An 18,179-nucleotide genomic window follows, 5' to 3' on the forward strand; every position below is an offset into this window, starting at 1 on the left:
AACCGAATCGGTTGACCCGGAGGTGTTCCCTTGTCACATCAATCCTCTTGGAAGCTGATTCCCTGGTTCCGCAGCCTGGGCTGACACACTGTCGTACAAGGACTGGCGGGGGTGCCGTGCGCCCCGTTGGGCGGTGAGTTGAGTCCCCTCACCTTGACCACGTCGAACGATCCCCCTTGAATCCCGGCCGCGCCTTCCGCCGCCTCGGCCTGGATGAGACACATCGTCTCGGCACATCCCGCATGGTAGCGACCGTCCTCCGGGGAGAACCGCCGGACGAGGGAGTCGACCTCTCCGCCGGGCGCCGGCGTCATGCCGTGCCCGGAGTGACCGAAGTACGTCCTGCCGGACGGCGAGGTGTATTTCGCCGCGTAGAAGGGACCGGTCACCTTGTTGAAGCCGGGGCGCAGGCTGTCGGCGTACTCCGGGAGGCCGCAGTTGTGGACGAGGACCGGCGTGGCCCCCGCCAGCACATAGTACGTGTGGGCTCTGTCGACCGTCAGGTTGTAGACCGCTGCCTGTTGGGTCCAGGCGCTGACCGCTTCGATCTTGACCTGGGTGCCCGAGCCGGTGCGGAGCCATTCGCCGGGGCGGAGTTCTCCGGCCCTCAGCCACTTCTTCAGGTCCGGGACCCAGAAGGGGTGGCCCTCGGTCGCCGTGAGGGTGTCCGTGGCGTGGCCGCGGGCGCCGTCCGTGTCGATCGTGACCCGGACGAGGTTCTTCGCGCCCCGGCCCTCGATGGTGTCGGTGACCTTCTCCTTGGACGTTCTCCCGGTCGTCGGGTCGGTGGCGAGGACCTCGTCGCCCTCTCGCACCTTCTCGATCGGTTTGCGGCTGCCGTCGGCCATCGCGACCTCGGTGCCGGGGACGAAGCTGTTGCCGCTGGCGAGGGAGGCCACGTCGCGGGCGGTCGAGACGCACTCCCCCACCGCCTCGGCCTCGTCGAGGACCTTCTTGCCCTTCTCGGCCGCCTTCGCGATCTGGTCCGCGTACTTCGCCGCCTTCGCGGTCATCCGGCCGGCCTTCGCCGCCCGGACCGCCGCCGCGCCGGCGCCGCCGAGGACGATGCCGCCCACGGTCGCCGCCGCCCAGGCGCAGGACTCCATGTCGCCCGTGGTGACGCAGTCCTTGATGTCGTTGAAGCCGGTGACGTCGCCGATGACGTTGCCGACCGTCTTGACGTCGTCCCAGACCTCGCCCCAGTCGACCGCGTCGGAGACGGTCTCTACGACGCTGCCGACCTGCTTGACGACCTCGTCACGGATGGCGTCCGCGGCCTTGGCGGCGTCGGCGACCACCTGGACGGCCGCGCCGACGATGATCGCCGGCAGGTTCGGGTCGGCCGTGACGATCGCCTTGCCGACGGCGATCAGCGGCTTGGTGGCGGCGAGGATCGCCGGGACCGGGTTGTGCCGGGCCGCGTAGGAGGCCGCCTGTCTGGCCTTCTTCGTGAGGTAGACCTTGGCCTGGTAGGCCGCCCGGGCGGCCTGTCTGGCCTTCTCGCGGGCCCACTCGGTCACGCCCGTCTTCTGGCCGACCCATCTGACCGCGTTCACGGTGGCGTCGACGGCCGTCTTCAGGCCCGACTTGCGGTACACCCAGTTGGCGGCCTTGCCGACGTAGCTCAGCGCCAGCTTGAACGCCGCTCCGGGGTTGTTCCACGCCCACTGCACCCCGTGCCAGACGGACTGGGCGGTCTTGGAGACCCAGTGCGCGCCCTGCCGGATCTTCTTGCCGGTCCAGCTCGCGCCCTGGCGGATCTTCTTGCCCGTCCAGCTCGCGGCCTTGCTGCACCAGCCGCAGCTCGGCCAGTGGCCGTCCGGGTCGGTGTAGTCCAGCGGGGCGCCGGCGCCGTAGGTGTAGCGGTTGGCCAGGATCGAGGCGCCGGAGCTGTAGAGGTAGGAGTCCTGGGAGTCGAAGGTGCCGGTCCCCGGGTCGTACCAGCGGGACTGCATGTCGACCTGGTCGGTGTCCGGGTCGGTCCAGCCGCCCTGGTAGCCGGCGTTGCCGGTCACGCCGTCCGTGCCGAGCACCCGGCCGAAGGGGTCGAAGGCCGTGGACTCGGCCAGGGCGGGTGCCGCGCCGTCCGCTGCGGACATGCTGCCGACGACGTCGCCGTGCTTGTCCTCCAGCGTCAGCCGGGCGGCGGTGCCGCCCTCGGCGACCGCGAGCAGTTCGTCCGCCGCGCCGCGGCCGTAGGTGGAGGTCTGGTCCTTGACCGGGTCGGGTGCGAAGCCGGCGTAGGAGAAGTCCGCGCCGTTGCGGGACGCGACCCGGTCCAGCGCGTCGTAGGTGTACTCCGTGCCGGACTCGCCCGCCTTCACCAGCCGGTCGAAGGCGTCGAAGGTGAAGTCCTCCTTCAGTCCGGAGCTGGTGCGCGACGCGAGGGTGCCGCGCGCGGTGTAGGCGTAGGTGTAGTCGCCGTCGGACAGCAGCCGGTTGCGCTCGTCGAAGGTGGCGGTCTTGTCGCCGTTCCTGACGCGGTTGCCGCTGTCGTCCCAGGCGTACTCCGTGGTGGTGCCGTCGGCCGTCCAGGAGGTGAGGCGGCCGGCCTGGTCGTAGCCGTAGGTGTGGGTGCCGGCCTTGGCGGTGCTGGCCGTGGTCTTGGAGGTCAGCCGGTCGTCGTCGTCATAGCCGTAGTCGGTCGACGCCATGGTCCGGCCGGCGCTGTTCTTCAGGGTGTCGGTGTCGAGGCGGCCCAGGTCGTCGTAGGTGAAGCTGCGGGACTGGCCCGCGCCGTAGTCGACCTTCTTGACCGCGCCCGCGCCGTCGTAGGTGTAGCTCTGCCGGACACCGGTGAGCGGGTCGGTCGCCGAGGCCAGTTGCTGCTTGGCGTAGCCGAACACGGCGGTGCCGGCGGCGTCGGTGCGGCTGGTGAGCAGGCCGTCGTCGTCGTACTGGTACGTGGCGTCGCCGAGCGGGCCGGTCGCCTTCAGCAGGGCGCCCCGGTCGTCGTACTCGTAGGTGTTGTCGCCCTTCGGGGAGGAGGCCCTGGTCAGGCGGCCCGCCGCGTCGTACTGGAACGCCTTCTCGGCGGTGGCCGCGGCGGCGCCCGTGCCGGTCTCGCGGACCAGCTCTCCCGCCTTGTCGTAGGCGCGCTCGCGGACCACGCCGCCCGGGGCGGTGACCTTGACGGGTTCGCCGGCGGCATCGTAAGCGGTGGTCCAGGTGCGGGCCTGCGGTGCCGGGTCGCGGGCGGTCGCCGGCTCGATCACGGACTCGGCGAGGCCAAGCGAATTGAACGTGTAGAGCGTGGAGTTGCCGCGGCCGTCGGTGTAGCGGGTGCGGTTGCCGAGCGCGTCGTAGCCGAAGGACGTGGTGAGGGACTTGGTGTCGGAGACCGGTTCGGTCTGGCCGGTCAGCCGGTTGAGGGCGTCGTAGGTGTACGTCGTCGTGCGGTTCAGCGGGTTGGTCGAGGTGACCAGGTTGCCCGCCTTGTCATAGGTGTAGCCGACCTTGCGGAGCTGGTTGTTCGCCGGGTCCAGGTCCTGGTCCTGGACGAGCCGGCCGAGCTGGTCGTAGATCTTCGCGGAGGTGCGGCCCATGCCGTCCGTGCGGCGCACCTCGCGGCCCTCGGCGTCGTAGCCGAGCTGGGTGACGACGCCGCTGGGCTCCTGCAGCCGGGTCAGCTGGCCGAGGCTGTCGTAGGTGAACCGGCTTTCGGCGCCGCTCGGCGAGGTCTGCCGCACCACGTTGCCCGCGTCGTCGTACTCGCTGCGGGTGGTGAAGGCGCCGGGCCGGGGCTTGCGTTCGATCGCGGTGCTGGTGACCGGGCGGTCCAGGTCGTCGTAGGTCGTCTCGGCGCGGGCGCCGTTCGGGTCCGTGACCGACAGGATCTCCCCGGTACGGGTGTAGGTGTACGTCCACTGGCCCCGCTCGTCGCCCGTGCCGACGGGGACGTCCTTCACGGTGAGCCGGTTCTGGCGGTCGTACTGGTACCTGGTCACGCGGCCGAGCGGGTCGGTGCTCTCGGTGACGTTGCCGAGGGCGTCGTAGGCGTGGGTGACGGTCGGGGCGACGGTGTCGGTGGAGCCCGGCGCGGTGTAGGCGGGCGCGGTCTCGGTGACCGGGCGGCCCAGCCGGTCGTAGGCGGTGCGGTTGACGTTGCCGAGGGCGTCGGCGGACTCGGTGACCGCGCCGAAGGTGTCGTAGCCGGTGAAGGTGGTGGGCCGGGAGGTGGCGGGCGCGCTGCCGCCGGACTCGGTGAGGACGGGGGGCGCGGTGACGGAGACGGGCCGGCCGAGTTCGTCGTAGCCGTACTCGGTCGTGTGGCCCGCCGGGTCGGTCTGGGAGGTGGTGAGCCCGCGGTCGTCGTAGGTGTAGTCGGTGGTCCGCGAGTCGGTGCCGTTCTCGACCGTCTCGTGCAGGACGTTGCCCGCGTCGTCGTACTCGTAGCGGACGGAGTCGCCGCTGACGCTCACCGGCCAGGGGACGTTGGACGGGGCGCCGCTGGAGGCCGTCGTCAGCACGTTGCCGGCGAGGTCGTAGGTGTACGTCGTGCGGCGCGCGAGCCCGTCGGGGTCCGTGACCTCGGACTTCACCCGGCCGACCAGGTCGTAGGTGTAGGCGGTGACCAGTTGGCCGTTGGCGGTCGTCTCGGTCAGGACGTTGCCGGCGCCGTCGTAGGTGTCGGACTCCACGACGACGTCCCGCCGGGTGCCGTCGGGGTTGTGGAAGTCCTTGAGCGTGATCGACTTGACCAGGTCGTCGCCGTAGTACTGGTACACCAGCGAGCGGCCCATCGAGTCCGTGTGCCGCACCAGCCGGCCGCCCATGTCGTAGGCGTACGACTGGAGGACCGTGTAGGCGTCGTCGCCCCCGTCGTCGTCCCAGTCGCGCAGCCGGGTCTCGGCCATCATGTTGCGCGCGGTGTAGACGTAGTCGAAGTGGTTGCCGCCCGCGTCCACCATCGACGTCTTGTTGCCGAAGACGTCGTAGGTGTACGAGGTCTCGTTGCCCTCGGCGTCGGTGACCAGCTCGGGGCGGCCGTGGTCGTCGAGGGCGAAGGTCATCACCCGGGTGGCGTCGCCGCCCAGCAGGTCGCTGATCTCGGTGCGCACCACGTTGCCGTCGGCGTCGTAGTCCGTGGTGGTCCGCTGCTGGTGCCTGCCGGAGGTGACGGTGTTGGTCACCGCCGGGTCGGTCAGGGTGCGGACCCGGGAGAGCTTGTCGTAGGTGAACGTGGAGGTCGTGCCGGCCGGCTGGGCGTCCGTGACGACGGTCTCGCTGAGTTTGCGGCCCAGCGCGTCGTAGATGTACTTGGTGATGCTGCCGGACGGTTCGGTCACCCAGGCCAGGTCGCCGTTCTTGTAGTACTGGTAGCGGGTGATCTTCCCGCGCGGGTCGGCGGTGGTGAGCGGCAGGCCGGTGGGCGTGTTGCCGCCGCCGACGGCGGGCTCGGCGCCGGTCGTGTACGTGTTGCGGGCCGTGCCGCCGTCGGGCGCCGTCTGGGTGAGCAGCGCGCCGCTGGAGTTGTACGTGTACGCGGTGAGGTAGCGGTTGTCGGTGGGGCCCGTCGAACGGCCGTCGCGGGTCTCGGAGGGCTGGTCGGCGCGCAGGTCGAAGTCGCCGGCCGGCGTCGGGTAGGTGGTGTACGAGGTCTGGCAGTCGCCGGCCGCCCGGCAGGTGGTCCGGCTGGTGACGTTGCCGCGGCCGTCGTAGCCGAGGGTGACCTTGTCGCCGTTCTCGCTGGTGATCCCGGTCTGGAAGCCGTTGTCGTCGTAGGCGAAGGAGCGGATGGCGACGCCGTCGACGGGGTAGCGGATGAAGTCGGGTCCGTCGCCGCTCCCGCCGGGCGGGGTGGTGCAGAAGGCCGGGTCGCCCGGGTCGGGCCGGGTGCAGACCTGACCGGGGTCGGACGGCGACGGGGACGGGGTCCCGGTGCCGGACTCGCGGGCGCCGAGCGCCATCGGCTCGCCGTAGCGCAGCAGCCGCGAGGACAGTCCGTCGTACTCGTAGAAGTACGGGGCGTCCATCGGGTCGCGCACCTCGACGGTGCGGCGCAGGTCCTTGTCGTTGCCGAAGACCGCGGGCGTGCCGACCTTCCAGGTGCCGCCGTTGCGGTCGGTGTACTCCTGGACGCGGTCGCGGCCGGTGTCGTACTGGACCTCGGAGGCGGTGCGGCCGCTCGGCAGCGTCGTCTTCGTCAGCACGTCGGCGGTGCGGCCGCCCTCGCGGTAGTGGGCGGAGACGGCCGCCGTGCCCAGCGGGTGGTGGTAGACGGCGACGTCGTCGATGGTGCCGGCGAAGGACCTGGCGGCGGTGGAGCCCCAGCCCGGCCAGGACGCGGGGGTGGTGGCCTGGGCGGCGCCGATCTGGTTGTAGGTGAGGGTGGTCTGCAGCGGCTGCTTGCCCGTGCTGGTCCCGGACAGCTTGCCGTCCAGGTAGAGGCTCTGGGCCGAGCCGGACAGCGACAGCACCGCGTGGTGCCACTGGCCGTCGTTGACGTTCTTGGTGATGTCGGTGAGGGGGCCGGCCGTGCCGGTCCAGAACTGGCCGCGCAGCTTTCCGTCGGTGCCGACGTACAGCATCGGGACGCCGGTGCCGGGCGTGGTGCCCCAGGCCTTGTCCTGGTAGCCGACGAGCGGACCGCCGACGCCGCCGGCGATCGTCTTGAACCACACCTCCACCGCTGCGTCGCGGCTCTTCTTCAGCGTGCCGGCGGGCAGGTCGACGCGTGAGGTGGTGCCGTTGAAGGAGGCGGCGGTGCCGGGGTCGCCGGTGAGCGCGCCGGCGGCTTTCAGGGTGACGTTCTGGTAGGTGCCGCGGTCCTTGCCGAGGTTGGCCTCGTTGGCGCTGTTCGCCGCGGTGCCCTCCTCCTCGCCCAGGCGCCAGTAGGACTCGGGGCGGGAGTCGAGCACGGTGGTGGCGTAGTGGCTGCCGGTGCCGTAGGCGTACTGGGTGCAGCCGCTCAGCGGGTCGCAGACCTTGTCCAGCAGGTCACCGGTGTAGCTGTAGTTCCAGGTCAGCGGGGCGCCGTCGACGGGGGTCGTCTGGACCCGGGTGATGTGCGCGCCGGTCCAGGTGAAGGTCAGCGAGCGGGAGGTGCGGTTGTTCGTCGCGGTCGTCAGCTTGCCGGCGGTGTAGGTGTAGGTGACGGTGTTGGAGTACGCGTCGGTGATCTTGGCGAGCAGGCCGCTGGTGCTGAAGTCGTACGTCGTGCCGGACTTGTCCTGGAGCCGGTAGGTGCCGGCCGTGGAGTCGAAGGTCAGCTTGGCGAAGCGGCCGGGCGGCGGGGCGAAGGTCCCGTCGGCGTTCTTGCCGAAGCGGACGTCCTGGCCGTCGGGGTAGCGGATGACGACGTTGCCGCTGCCGTCGTCGTCCGGGGTGAGCCGCATGTCGAAGCGGGTCGTCCAGCCGGCGCCGAAGGCGAGGTCGCGCCGCGGGTCGAGGCTGTTGTAGGTGCGGATGAGCGTCAGGTCGGGGCCGACGCCGGCGAGGGAGGCGTCGGTGGCGCTGGCGGTGAAGTTGCCGACGTTCGGGTCGAACTCCTTGCCCTGCGCCCCGGAGAGCCGCGAGGTGATCTCGGGCTGCGGGACGGTGGCGACCAGGGCCACCTGCTGGGTCGGGACCTCGTTGGAGGCGTCCTTGACGAAGCCGCGCCACAGGTAGGTCTTGCCCCACTTCAGCCGGCCGGCGGGCACCGGGTAGGCCGAGCCGGTCTGGTAGGCGGAGGTCGTGCAGGCGGCGGGCTTGCCGTCCTTGTCCGCCTCGCAGATCTCGAACTTGTACTGGAGCGCGGACCCGGGCGGCGCGTCGATGTCGACGCCGGCCGCCCACAGCTGCGGGGTGAGCGTCTGGGCCTGGTAGCCGTTGGGCGGGAACTGCTCCTTGACCACCGGCGCGATGTCGAAGACCTGGAGGGTCAGCCGGCCCGGTGGCACCTGCTCGTCCGTGAAGACCTTGCCGCCCTGGCGCACCATCGTGAAGTCGAGCAGGTAGACGCCCGGCGGGAGCGCCTTGATGGTGGCGTCGACCGTCGCCCGGGCGCCGTGGGCCACGTTGCCGGTGAGGCTGCCCGCGCGCTGCTGCGTGACCAGCTTGCCCTTCTTGTCGTAGGCGCGGTAGGCGAGGTAGTAGGTGGCGGGCGTCCAGGTCTCGGCGCCCTTGTTGGTGACGGCGACCTTCACCTGGCCGGCCTGGTTCTGGAGCACCGGCGGGTCGGGGACGGGCTTGGGGAAGCTGTACGAGGCGTTGTACGGGGAGTGCGTGACGTACAGCTTGGGCGGGTTGGCGGTGCCGGGGCCGGTGAACTTCTTGAAGGCGAGCGGGTCGGTGGCCGAGGCCCGCAGGGACAGGCCGTTGTTGGCCTGGGTGCCGTCGACCCAGCGCTGCACCAGGTCGCGGCCGCCCTTGCCGAGGTCGAACAGCTCGCCGGCGGTGGGGCAGGCGGACTTGGACTGGCCGAGGCCGATGTAGCCGTAGGCGAAGGACTTCGACGCGAGGGCGCCGCCGACCGCCGGGCCGGGATAGGCGGTGCCGGTGCCGGCGGTCCAGGACTCGGTCACGGGGTGGACGGAGACCGAGCGCGGCTTGCAGGAGGGCGCCTCGAAGTTCACGGCCTGGAGCTGCACGCCGAAGATCTGGTGGTATCGCAGCTCCTCGTCGAGTCCGGGGAAGCCGAGGTAGGCGGCGGTGGGGCCGTCCGGGCCCTTGCCGGCCTGGAGTTCCTTGGGGTCGGTGACGGAGCCGCCGCTGCGGACCGTCATGGCGGTGGAGGCGGACGTGGTGTCGACGGAGGGGTCGACGCGGACGGGGAAGGCGCGGGCCGGGTCGGCGAGCCACTCCCGGTCGGCGGTCACCTTCAGCGCCTGGCCGCCGTCCGGCTGCCGGACGAGCGTGTACGACACGGCGTGCGACACGGACCGGGCGGCGTCCTCCATGACGCCGGCCGGGATGACGGCGCGGGTGCGGCCCTTGCCGTCCGTCAGCAGAATCGATTCTTCAGCGGCCTTGGCGGTGAGGCCCTGAAGGTGCAGCGGGAAGACGAAGGTGTTCGGCGCGGCGGCGGACTTCAGGACGAGGGTCTCCTTGGCCCCGCCGGCCCGCGAGTCCAGCCAGAGGTCGGTGCCGGGCAGCACCCGCGGGTAGCTGACGCGGACGCCGTCCGCGCTGCCCGGCACCGGTGCGGCGCCGCTCAGCCCGTACCCGAAGGACTCGCCGGACGGCAGCGTGACCGAGGCGAGGACGCCGTCGTCGGCCTGGCCGGCGAAGCGGACGGCCACCGAGTCGGCGGTGTTGGCCCAGCCGCCGCCGCTCTCGACGAGGGAGCTGTCGATGCCGCGCCACTTCCCGTCGCGCTCGCGGTAGTTGAGCGGGCTGGTGGAGAACTCGGTGGTGCGGGTGCCGTCGTCGTTGGCGTAGGTCCGGCTGTGGGCGTCCCGCCGGGAGACGATCTCCCTGCTCGTCGCGCGGTCGAAGCCCTCGGCCTTCGCGGGCGGCGCGGTGCTCACCCGGACCTTGTTCTCGCGCACCGCGGGCCGGACGGCGGACGGGGTCTTCAGCGGGTACTTGGCCCGCAGGGAGCGCGGCGCGTCGTCGTTGCGCCTGCCGCCCACGGCGTGACCGAGCCCCTCGGCGCTGCCCCAGCGCTGGGCGGGGCCCCTCGCCGCGGCCGGGTCCGCCGGGAAGAACAGGATGCCGCCGTCGGCGACGGCGAGCGCCCCCATGGCGATGACCGCCGCCACGGCGAGCGCGACGGCTCTGCCCCACCGAGTGCGCGGCATCCTGGCCGGCAGGAATTTGCGCACGCGTATCCGATACACCGGCACAGTCCCCCCACGGGAAATTCAAAGAAGTGAGGGGAGCCTGACTGTTCGCCGGCCGCTTTGTCGACCCGTCACCCGGACCATTCATCTGGGCGTGATCTTTCCGTGATCACCGCCGTGCGGACGAATACGACCATCTCAGAAGGCACTTGCACAAGGCGCCGGAAACTCCCGGACTCCCGTGGGAAATCCCCGCGTTCATGGAATCGCAAGATCCAAAATAACGACGTTCATCTTTTCGCCACCGCACCGTTCACCGAAGGCTGCCTAATGTCCGTCGCCATGACTTCCGACTCAGCGCTCCGAAGAGCGCGCCTGACGGCCCTCGCCACCGTGGTCGCCGCGACCATGCCCCTCCTGGTGGCCGTGCCCGGCACCGCGCACGCCGCCGAATCCGCGTCCTGCACCGCCACCGGCCCCACCTACGGGCTCGACTCCGCGGGCAAGCTGCTCCGCTACGACATGCCGACCCCGCTCTCGGGCGGCAACCTGAGCGACCCGAAGCAGATCGACACGGGCTGGACCGGCTACGGCCGGATGCTGGCCGGTCCGTCGGCGCAGTTCTACGGCATCAAGGCCGACGGGCTCTACCTCAGCCACCGGGTCAGCTCCACCGGGACCTGGGACGTCCACCACAAGAAGATCAGCGACAGCTTCGGCTGGCTGACCAAGGCCGAGGACCGCAATCAGGTCACCGTCGACCGCGGTGGCTGGATCTGGGTGCTCGACAACGCCGGTGCGCTGCGCGCGTACAAGTACGACACCGAGGACGGCACCTGGGTCCCCGGCAGCGGCAAGATCCTCGACCAGGGCTGGGACCGCTACAACCTGATCGTCGCGGCGGACACCGGGGTGCTCTACGGGCGCTCGGCCACCGACGGCAAGCTCTACCGCTCCCGCTACGACTTCTCCAGCCAGCGCTGGATCGAGCGCCATGTCGTGGAGAGCCTCGCGGACTGGAACCAGTACACCAAGGGCATCACGTCGATCGGCGGGGACACCCTGCTCGGCGTCAACGCCGCCGGTCAGGCCCACTACTACCGGTTCGACGAGAACATCCGCGACTTCCCGGTCTACAAGACGACCGTCGGCGCGGCCGGCTGGGCCGACTACTCCAACGTCTCGGGTGCCCCGGACGCCTGCCGGATCCTCAACAGCCACACGCCCGCCGCGACGCCGGTGCCGCTGGAGTGGTACACCCCGAACACCGTCATGCAGGCGCCCGACGGCAAGCTGGAGTTCGCCTACACCGACAACGTGGGCCACCTGGTGCACGGCCGCACCGACCCGGCCGACATCAACGGCGCCCAGTGGACGGTGATTTCCGGCCAGGAGGCCTTCGCCGGCACGCCCTCGCTCGCCGCCCACACCGACGGCCGGGTCGTGGTCACCGCCCACAACACCTCCGGCCGGGTCTGGCAGCGCAACCAGAGCGCCAAGGGCGCCGCGGACTGGAGCGACTGGACCGACCTGGGCGGCGCCATGGCCCAGCACCCCGTCACCGGCAAGACGCCCGGCGGGCTGCTGGCCGAGTTCGCCCTCGACGCGGGCGGCACGCCCTGGTACCGCATCCAGCAGCGCGCCAACGTCGACTTCATGGGCTGGATGCGGCTCTCCGGCACCGGCCTGACCGGTCCGCTCAGCGCCGTCACCGTACGCGACGGCGTCCAGCTCTTCGCCAAGAACGGCTCCGGCTCGCTGAGCACCGCCACGTTCAAGGAGGACGGCACCCTCTCCGCGTGGACCTCCCTCGGCGGCCCGGCGATCACGGGCAGCCCGTCCGTCGTCGTCTACCCCGGCTACCGCATCCGCGTCTTCGCCACCGACACCGGCGGCAACGTGGTCACCGCCGGCCAGTCCGCCGAGGGCGGCGCCTACGGGGCCTGGGACACCGTCGCCGGCATCACCGCGCAGGGCTCCCCCAGCGCCGTGATCTCCCCGCTGACCGGCCTCACCGAGGTCGTCGTCCGCGGCACCGACAGCCTCGTCCACAGCACCGGTGAGACCGTCCAGGGCAGCGCCCAGTGGCGCACCTGGAAGCAGGAGACGTACGAGGGCGACGCCGCGGCCACCGAGCCGACCGCCTTCACCTACACCAACCCCACCGGCCCCACCTGGGCGTTCACCTTCCGCACCGCCGACAACCAGACCCGCCTGTACCAGGTGCAGCGGACCACCTCGCTCGGCGCGATGCGCGCCGCCGCCGACGCGCCGGCCTTCAAGAGCGGCGAGCTGCCCGCGCCGCCGGCCAAGTGATCACACCGTAGAGGCTCCGTGACGGCCCGACGCCGTCGCCTGTCGTACCGCCGCCCGCTCCGCCCCGCGTCCTCGCGTCCCGCCGGCCCGGGGACGGGGCGGGCCGGGCGGCGGTGTGCCTCCGGTCAGGTCCGCACCGCACCAGAAAGGTCCGCCCCGCCGTGTCCCGGGTCCGCGTACGCGCCCTCGTCGCCCTGTCCCTGCTCCTGCTGATCGGAGCCCTCGCCCCGCCCGCCGCCGCCGGCGGCACCCAGCCGTCGGCCGACGGCCTCATCGGGTCCGAACAGATCCTCTTCCGCTCCGGGACCGCCGGCTACGGCTGTTTCCGCATACCCACGATCGTCCGTACGAAGGCGGGCACGCTGCTCGTCTTCGCGGAGGCCCGGCGCTCGCCCTCCTGCGCCGACCGGGGCGCCATCGACCTCGTCGTCCGCCGCTCCACCAACGGCGGCCGCACCTGGGGGCCCGTCCGGGTGGCGCTGAGCGGCAGCGACAGCGATCCGGAGGCGCCCTACACACGCGGCAACCCCGCTCCCGTCGCCGACCTGCGCACCGGCGACGTCCATCTGCTCTCCACCTCCGAGCCGGCCGAGCCGGGCGGCACCCGGCTGCCGTGGGTCCAGCGCAGCACGGACGACGGGCTGACCTTCGGCGCGCCGAAGCCGCTGCCGCGCCTGACCGACGCGCGGGACGGCTGGTTCGGCACCGGACCCTCGCACGGCATCCAGCTCAAGCACGGCGACAAGGCGGGCCGACTGGTGGTCGGGGCGTACGAGTCCCTCCCGCGCTCCGGCACCCCGCAGTTCGTCGGCGTGCTCTACAGCGACGACGGCGGCGAGAAGTGGTCCGCGAGCACCACGGCCGACTCCACCGCGCCCGGCATCGCACCGGGCGAGCCCACCGTCGCCGAACTCGACAACGGCCAGGTCTACATAGGCGCCCGCAACAACACCGGCACGCCGGCCGGGCACCGTACGCACGCCGTCAGCTCCGACGCCGGTACGACCGTGCCGGCGCAGCAGGTCGTGCCCTCGCTGATCACGCCCGAGGCCCAGGCGTCGGTCCTGGCGCTGGAGCAGACGTACCGGGCCACGCCCGGTGACACCCTCGTCCTGTCGGCGCCCTCGCACCCCACGGACCGGCAGAACATGCGGCTGCGCTACTCCACGGACCGCGGCACCACCTGGCGCGACGCGGCGCAGATCAACGCCAGACGGGCCGGCTACTCGGACCTGGCCGAGCTGACCGACGGCGAGATCGGCCTCGTCTACGAGGGCGGCGACACCTTCTCCGCGGCCAGCGTCTACTTCAACCGCTTCACCCCGGCGGCGGCCGGTGTGCCGGGCACCTTCACCGGCGCGGTCCACCCGCAGGAGTCCCGGGCCGCGGGCCGCACCACCCCCGATGCCACCGCGGACGCCAACGACGCTTATCTCGCAGGCGGTTCGGGCCTCGGCGCCGGCCGCTGGCAGCAAGGGCTGGCGCTGGACGGCGCCGGTGAGTACGCGGACGTGCCGTACGCGCCGGGAATCGACCCGGGCGACGGCGACTTCACCTACTCGGTGTTCTTCGCCTACAGGGCGCAGCCCGGCGAGACCCAGCAACGGGTGCTGCTGTGGGCCTACGGGTACGGCGCGACGAAACCGCAGGTGTGGGTGCGCGCCCAGCCCGGCCAGAACCGGCTGTACGCCTGGGTGCAGGGCACCGCGGGCACCGCCTCCGTCGCACTGACCGCTCCCGGTCCCTCGCCCGCCTTCGGTGACGGCGCCTGGCACCATCTGACGCTGGTGCGCGACGGCGGACGGATCACGCTCACGGTGGACGGCACGGCCTCGGCGCAGGCCACCGGGGTGGCCGGGCCGGTCGGCGCCGGCCGCGCCGAGGGCGTCGACGGCATCCGGCTCGGCGCCAAGCCCGACTCGACGGCCGGTGATCCCTTCGCCGGGGGCCTGGACGAGTTCCGGGTGTACCGCGCCGCGCTGACGGACGCCCAGCTCGCCGAGTTGCGCACGGCGAACTCGGCCTCCTCCGCTGAGGGTTCGCTCGGGGTGCGGCTGCCGTTCGAGGTGGTCGACACGGCCGACGTGCCGGCGCTGACCTCGGTCGCGATCGAGGACGACGTCTCCGGGCACTGCGCCGACGGCACCCTGCTCGGCGGGCTGCCCGGCGAGGTGACCGGCCGGGTCGGCAAAGGCGCGATCTCGGTCTCGGCGTCCCGGCCCGGCGTCGAGGTCCCCTATCTGCCGGCCCTCGACGTCGGCTCGGGCGACTTCACCTACACCCTGTGGTTCCGGCACAGCCTGACCGAGTCCGACGCGAACGCGGCGCTGCTGTGGGCCTACGGCTCCGTCTCCGGCGAGCCCTCGCTGTGGGTGCGCGCCCAGCCGTCCCAGGGGCGGCTGCTCGCCTGGGCCGAGACGCCCGCGGGCGCGACCCAGGTGGCGCTGACCGATCCCGGCCCGTCGGCCGCCTTCGGCGACGGCGCCTGGCACCTGCTCGCGGTCAGCCGCAGCGGTGGCACGCTGCGGCTGAGCGTGGACGGCACCGCGGCGGCCGAGGCGACCGGGCTGTCCGGTGCCCTCACCTCGACGGCGACGCCGGAGGGGCTGCGGGTCGGCTCCAAGCCGGGCGACCTCGTGCCGTTCACCGGTTCCCTGGACGAAGTCCGGCTCTACAAGCGGGCGTTCACCACGGACGAGCTGGCGAGGATCGCGCGCTCCGCCGTCGGTTCCACGGGCGGCTACCCGGCCGACCGGCCCGCCGTGTCGTGGTCCATGGAGAACGGCCACACCGAGGCCCACCCGGTGATGCGGCCGGCCGCGGGCCCGGCGACCCCGGACGCCTCGGTGCACTGCGACCACGCCTTCGTCCGGGGCGGGGCGCGGCCCGTGGCCTCGGCGGGCGGCGGCAGGTTCGGCGCCGGGCTGGCCCTGGACGGCACGGACGACTCCGTCGAGCTGCCGTACGGCGCGGACGAGGCACTGGGCTCCCGGGACTTCACCGTGGCGACCTGGATGCGCTACACGGCCGGCCAGACCGGCGGCAACCAGGTCCTGTTCTGGGCGTACGGCATCGGCGGCGCCGAGCGGCAGGTGTGGCTGCGGGCCCAGCCGGGCCAGGACCGGCTAGCCGCCCTGCTCCAGACGGACACGGCCACCACCACCGTCTACGCCCCCGACCCGAGCGCCGCCTTCGCCTTCGGCGACGGCGCCTGGCACCACGTGGTGCTCCAGCGGGCGGGCGGCAGGCTGAGCCTGTCCGTGGACGGTGGCACGCCCGGCGAGGCCGCGGCTCCGGCCGGCTCGCTGACGTACGACGACGGCTTCGCCGTGCTCGGTCTCCATCTGGGGGCCAGCCCGGACGGCTACGACCGGTTCAAGGGGTCGCTGGACGAGTTCCGCCTCGTGCGGCGCGCGCTGACGGCACAGGAGCTGACCGCGCTGCGCACGTCCAACGCGGACACCGGAACGGCCACCACCGTCCGGCTGCCCTTCGAGACGCTGTCGCCCCAGCCGTACGCCCGGATGTGAACCGGCCGGGCCGCGCCGGACGTTCCCGGCCGGCGGGGCGCGGGTTCCCCGGGCGCCGCCGGCTGAGGACTTGCTTCAGCCGTCCGTGTCCGGGGCCAGCAGGCCGTCGAGTGTGGCCGCGAGCGGCCCGGGGTCGGTGGCGAAGTACATGTGGCCGCCGGGCAGGTGACGCAGTCCGCTGCCCGGCGCGCCGGCCTTCGACCACAGCGCGGCCTCGTCGGAGGACACCAGCTCGTCGTCGGTGCCGAGCAGCGCGGTGACCGGTGCCGGGAGCACCGCGGTGGTGGCGGGGGCGTACCTCTCGGTGATGCCGAGGTCCGCGCGCAGGGACGGCAGCAGCAACTGCCGCAGCTCCGGGTCGTGCAGCGCCGGGTGGTCGTAGCCGACGAGCGCGCGCACGCGCGAGACCAGCGCGTCGTCGTCCAGCTCCGCGACGCCGATGCGCGGCCGGGGCAGCCAGGGAGCCGCCGCGCCGCTGACGACGAGACGCTCGATCCGTACGCCCTCGGCTGTCAGCCGCTGGGCGACCTCGTAGGCGACGAGGGCGCCGAAGCTGTGGCCGAACAGGGCGGTGGGACCGCCGGCGGCCGTCTCCAGGGCGAGCGGCAGGCACGCCTCGACGAGGTCGGCCATCGACTCGCAGGGCGGTTCGGCGAACCGTTCCTCGCGGCCGGGCAACTGCACCGGGACCACGCGGGTGTGGCGGAACGGGTGGCGTTGCGGCCAGGTGCGGAACAGGCCCGCGCCCGCGCCGGCGTAGGGGAAGCAGAGCAGGTTGCCGAGCGTCATACCGGGCCTTCCTGACGTTGACGCACCAACCGCGCCATGGCGGTCAGCGACGCGTGGAGATAGAGGTCGCGCAGCGGGATGTCGGGGAAGCCCGCCGTGCGCAGCTCCTCCCGCAGCCGTGGGACGAGGACCGAGGTGCCGCCCGCCTCGAAGAAGTTGTCGTCCGGGCCGGTGACGGGTACGCCGAGGAGCCGCTCCCAGATTCCGGCCAGCGCCGTGGCGACCGGGTCGTCCATGGTGCGGGGCGGTGCGGCCGTGGCGGGGGCCGTGGTGCGCGGGGGCGGGAGGCGGTCGGTGTCGATCTTGTTGTTGGGGGTGAGCGGTATCTCGTCGATGGCGGTGAGGGTCGCCGGCAGCAGGTGGCCGGGCAGTCGCCGGGCCAGCCGCCGTCTGATCTCCGCGATGCCGTCCGGCTGTGCGGTCACCACATAGGCGTCGATGCGCGCGTCCGCGCCGTGCGCCGTCCCGCGGGCCACGACGGCCGCCGCCCGGACCTCCGGGTCCTCGGTGAGCACGCTGCGGATCTCGCCCAGCTCGACCCGGTGTCCGCGGATCTTGACCTGGTCGTCGAGTCTGCCGAGGTGTTCCAGCTCGCCGTCGGCGCGCAGCCGCCCGCTGTCACCGGTGCGGTAGAGCAGCCGGCCCGGGGTGCCGGTGACCCGGTCGGGGACGAAGCGCTCGCGGGTCAGCTCGGGGCGGTTCAGATAGCCCAGGGCCAGGCCGCGCCCGCCGACGTAGATCTCCCCGGGTGTCCCGGGCGCCGTCGGGTCGCCCTGTTCGTCCAGGACGTACACGTCCCATCCGTCCAGCGGGCGGCCCACCGAGCGGGTGCCGTCCCGGGCGTCCGCCGGGGTGAGCGTGCGCCGGGTGCAGTGCACGGTCGTCTCGGTGATGCCGTACATGTTCTCCACGCGGCACTCCGGATACCGGGCGAACCACCCGGACAGGGTCCGGGTGTCGAGCGGTTCACCGCCGAAGATGAGGAGCCGTACCGCCAAGTCCTCGGTGCCGAACGCCGGGGAGGTGACGAGCTGGGAGAACGCGGACGGGGTCTGGTTGAGCACGGTGACCTGTTCGGCGGCCAGCAGGGCGTGGAAGGCGCGCGGGTCACGGCTGGTCCAGTGGGGGACGACGACGAGCCGGCCGCCGGTCAGCAGGCAGCCCCACATCTCCCACACCGAGAAGTCGAAGGCGAAGGAGTGGAACAGCGTCCATACGTCGTCGGGGCCGAACCCGAACGTGTCGGCGGTCGCCGCGAGCAGCGCGACGACGTTGCGGTGCGGGACGAGGACGCCCTTGGGCCGGCCGGTCGACCCGGAGGTGTAGATGACGTAGGCCACCGCGCCGGGGTCCGCCGGGGGCAGGGCCGGGGACGGCGGGTCCGGGGCTGAGGTCACCGGCAGGCAGACGAGCCCGGGGAAGGAACCGTCGCCGACCACGGCGCTCAGTCCGGCGTCCTCGGCGATGAACTCCAGGCGTTCCGCGGGGTAGCCGGGGTCCAGCGGCACGTACGCGGCCCCGGCCTTCAGCACGCCGAGCAGCGCGACGACGAGGCCGGTGCCGCGCTCCACGCGCACGCCGACGCGGTCCCCGGGGCGGACGCCCCGCTGCGTCAGGGCACCCGCCAGCGCGGTGGAGCGGTCGTCCAGGTCCGCGTAGCTGAGCGTGCGGTCGCCGCAGGTCACCGCGGGGCGGTGCGGGCCACTGCGGACCTGGCGGGCGAACAGTGCGTGGAGGGTGACGTCCGGGGGGAAGCGCGGTTCCTCCCCGGCGGCGCGGGAGAGCGCGCCGCTCAGCGGGCGAAGGGACATGGGACCCTCCCTGGGTTCGGTGGTGC

General features: G+C 72.5%; 5 protein-coding genes. 2 read left to right on the forward strand and 3 right to left on the reverse strand.

Annotation, left to right across the window (positions count from 1 at the left end; all coding sequences use genetic code 11):
* Positions 1-38 precede the first annotated feature (38 nt).
* The gene (locus tag ACZ4SV_RS06910; RefSeq protein ID WP_468002039.1) at positions 39-9,749 is read right to left on the reverse strand and encodes a polymorphic toxin-type HINT domain-containing protein; all 9,711 of its coding nucleotides are present in this window, start codon (positions 9,747-9,749) and stop codon (positions 39-41) included.
* A 300-nt stretch (positions 9,750-10,049) separates the two neighbouring features.
* Between ACZ4SV_RS06910 and ACZ4SV_RS06915 the strand changes: the two genes are divergently transcribed.
* The gene (locus ACZ4SV_RS06915) at positions 10,050-12,023 is read left to right on the forward strand and encodes a tachylectin-related carbohydrate-binding protein (protein ID WP_468002041.1); all 1,974 of its coding nucleotides are present in this window, start codon (positions 10,050-10,052) and stop codon (positions 12,021-12,023) included.
* A gap of 161 nt (positions 12,024-12,184) precedes the next feature.
* Entirely contained in the window at positions 12,185-15,553 is a 3,369-nt protein-coding gene (locus ACZ4SV_RS06920) for a LamG-like jellyroll fold domain-containing protein (protein ID WP_468002043.1), read from the forward strand.
* A 75-nt stretch (positions 15,554-15,628) separates the two neighbouring features.
* On the opposite strand, the gene ACZ4SV_RS06925 is transcribed toward ACZ4SV_RS06920, so the two are convergent.
* Both ACZ4SV_RS06925 and ACZ4SV_RS06930 read right to left on the reverse strand, forming a co-directional pair.
* Entirely contained in the window at positions 15,629-16,342 is a 714-nt protein-coding gene (locus ACZ4SV_RS06925) for a thioesterase II family protein (protein ID WP_468002045.1), read from the reverse strand.
* Entirely contained in the window at positions 16,339-18,153 is a 1,815-nt protein-coding gene (locus ACZ4SV_RS06930) for an amino acid adenylation domain-containing protein (RefSeq protein ID WP_468002047.1), read from the reverse strand. Before ACZ4SV_RS06930 ends, ACZ4SV_RS06925 begins: the two co-directional genes overlap by 4 nt.
* Positions 18,154-18,179: the final 26 nt, after the last annotated feature.

The organism is Streptomyces sp. NPDC027672, from assembly GCF_055566335.1.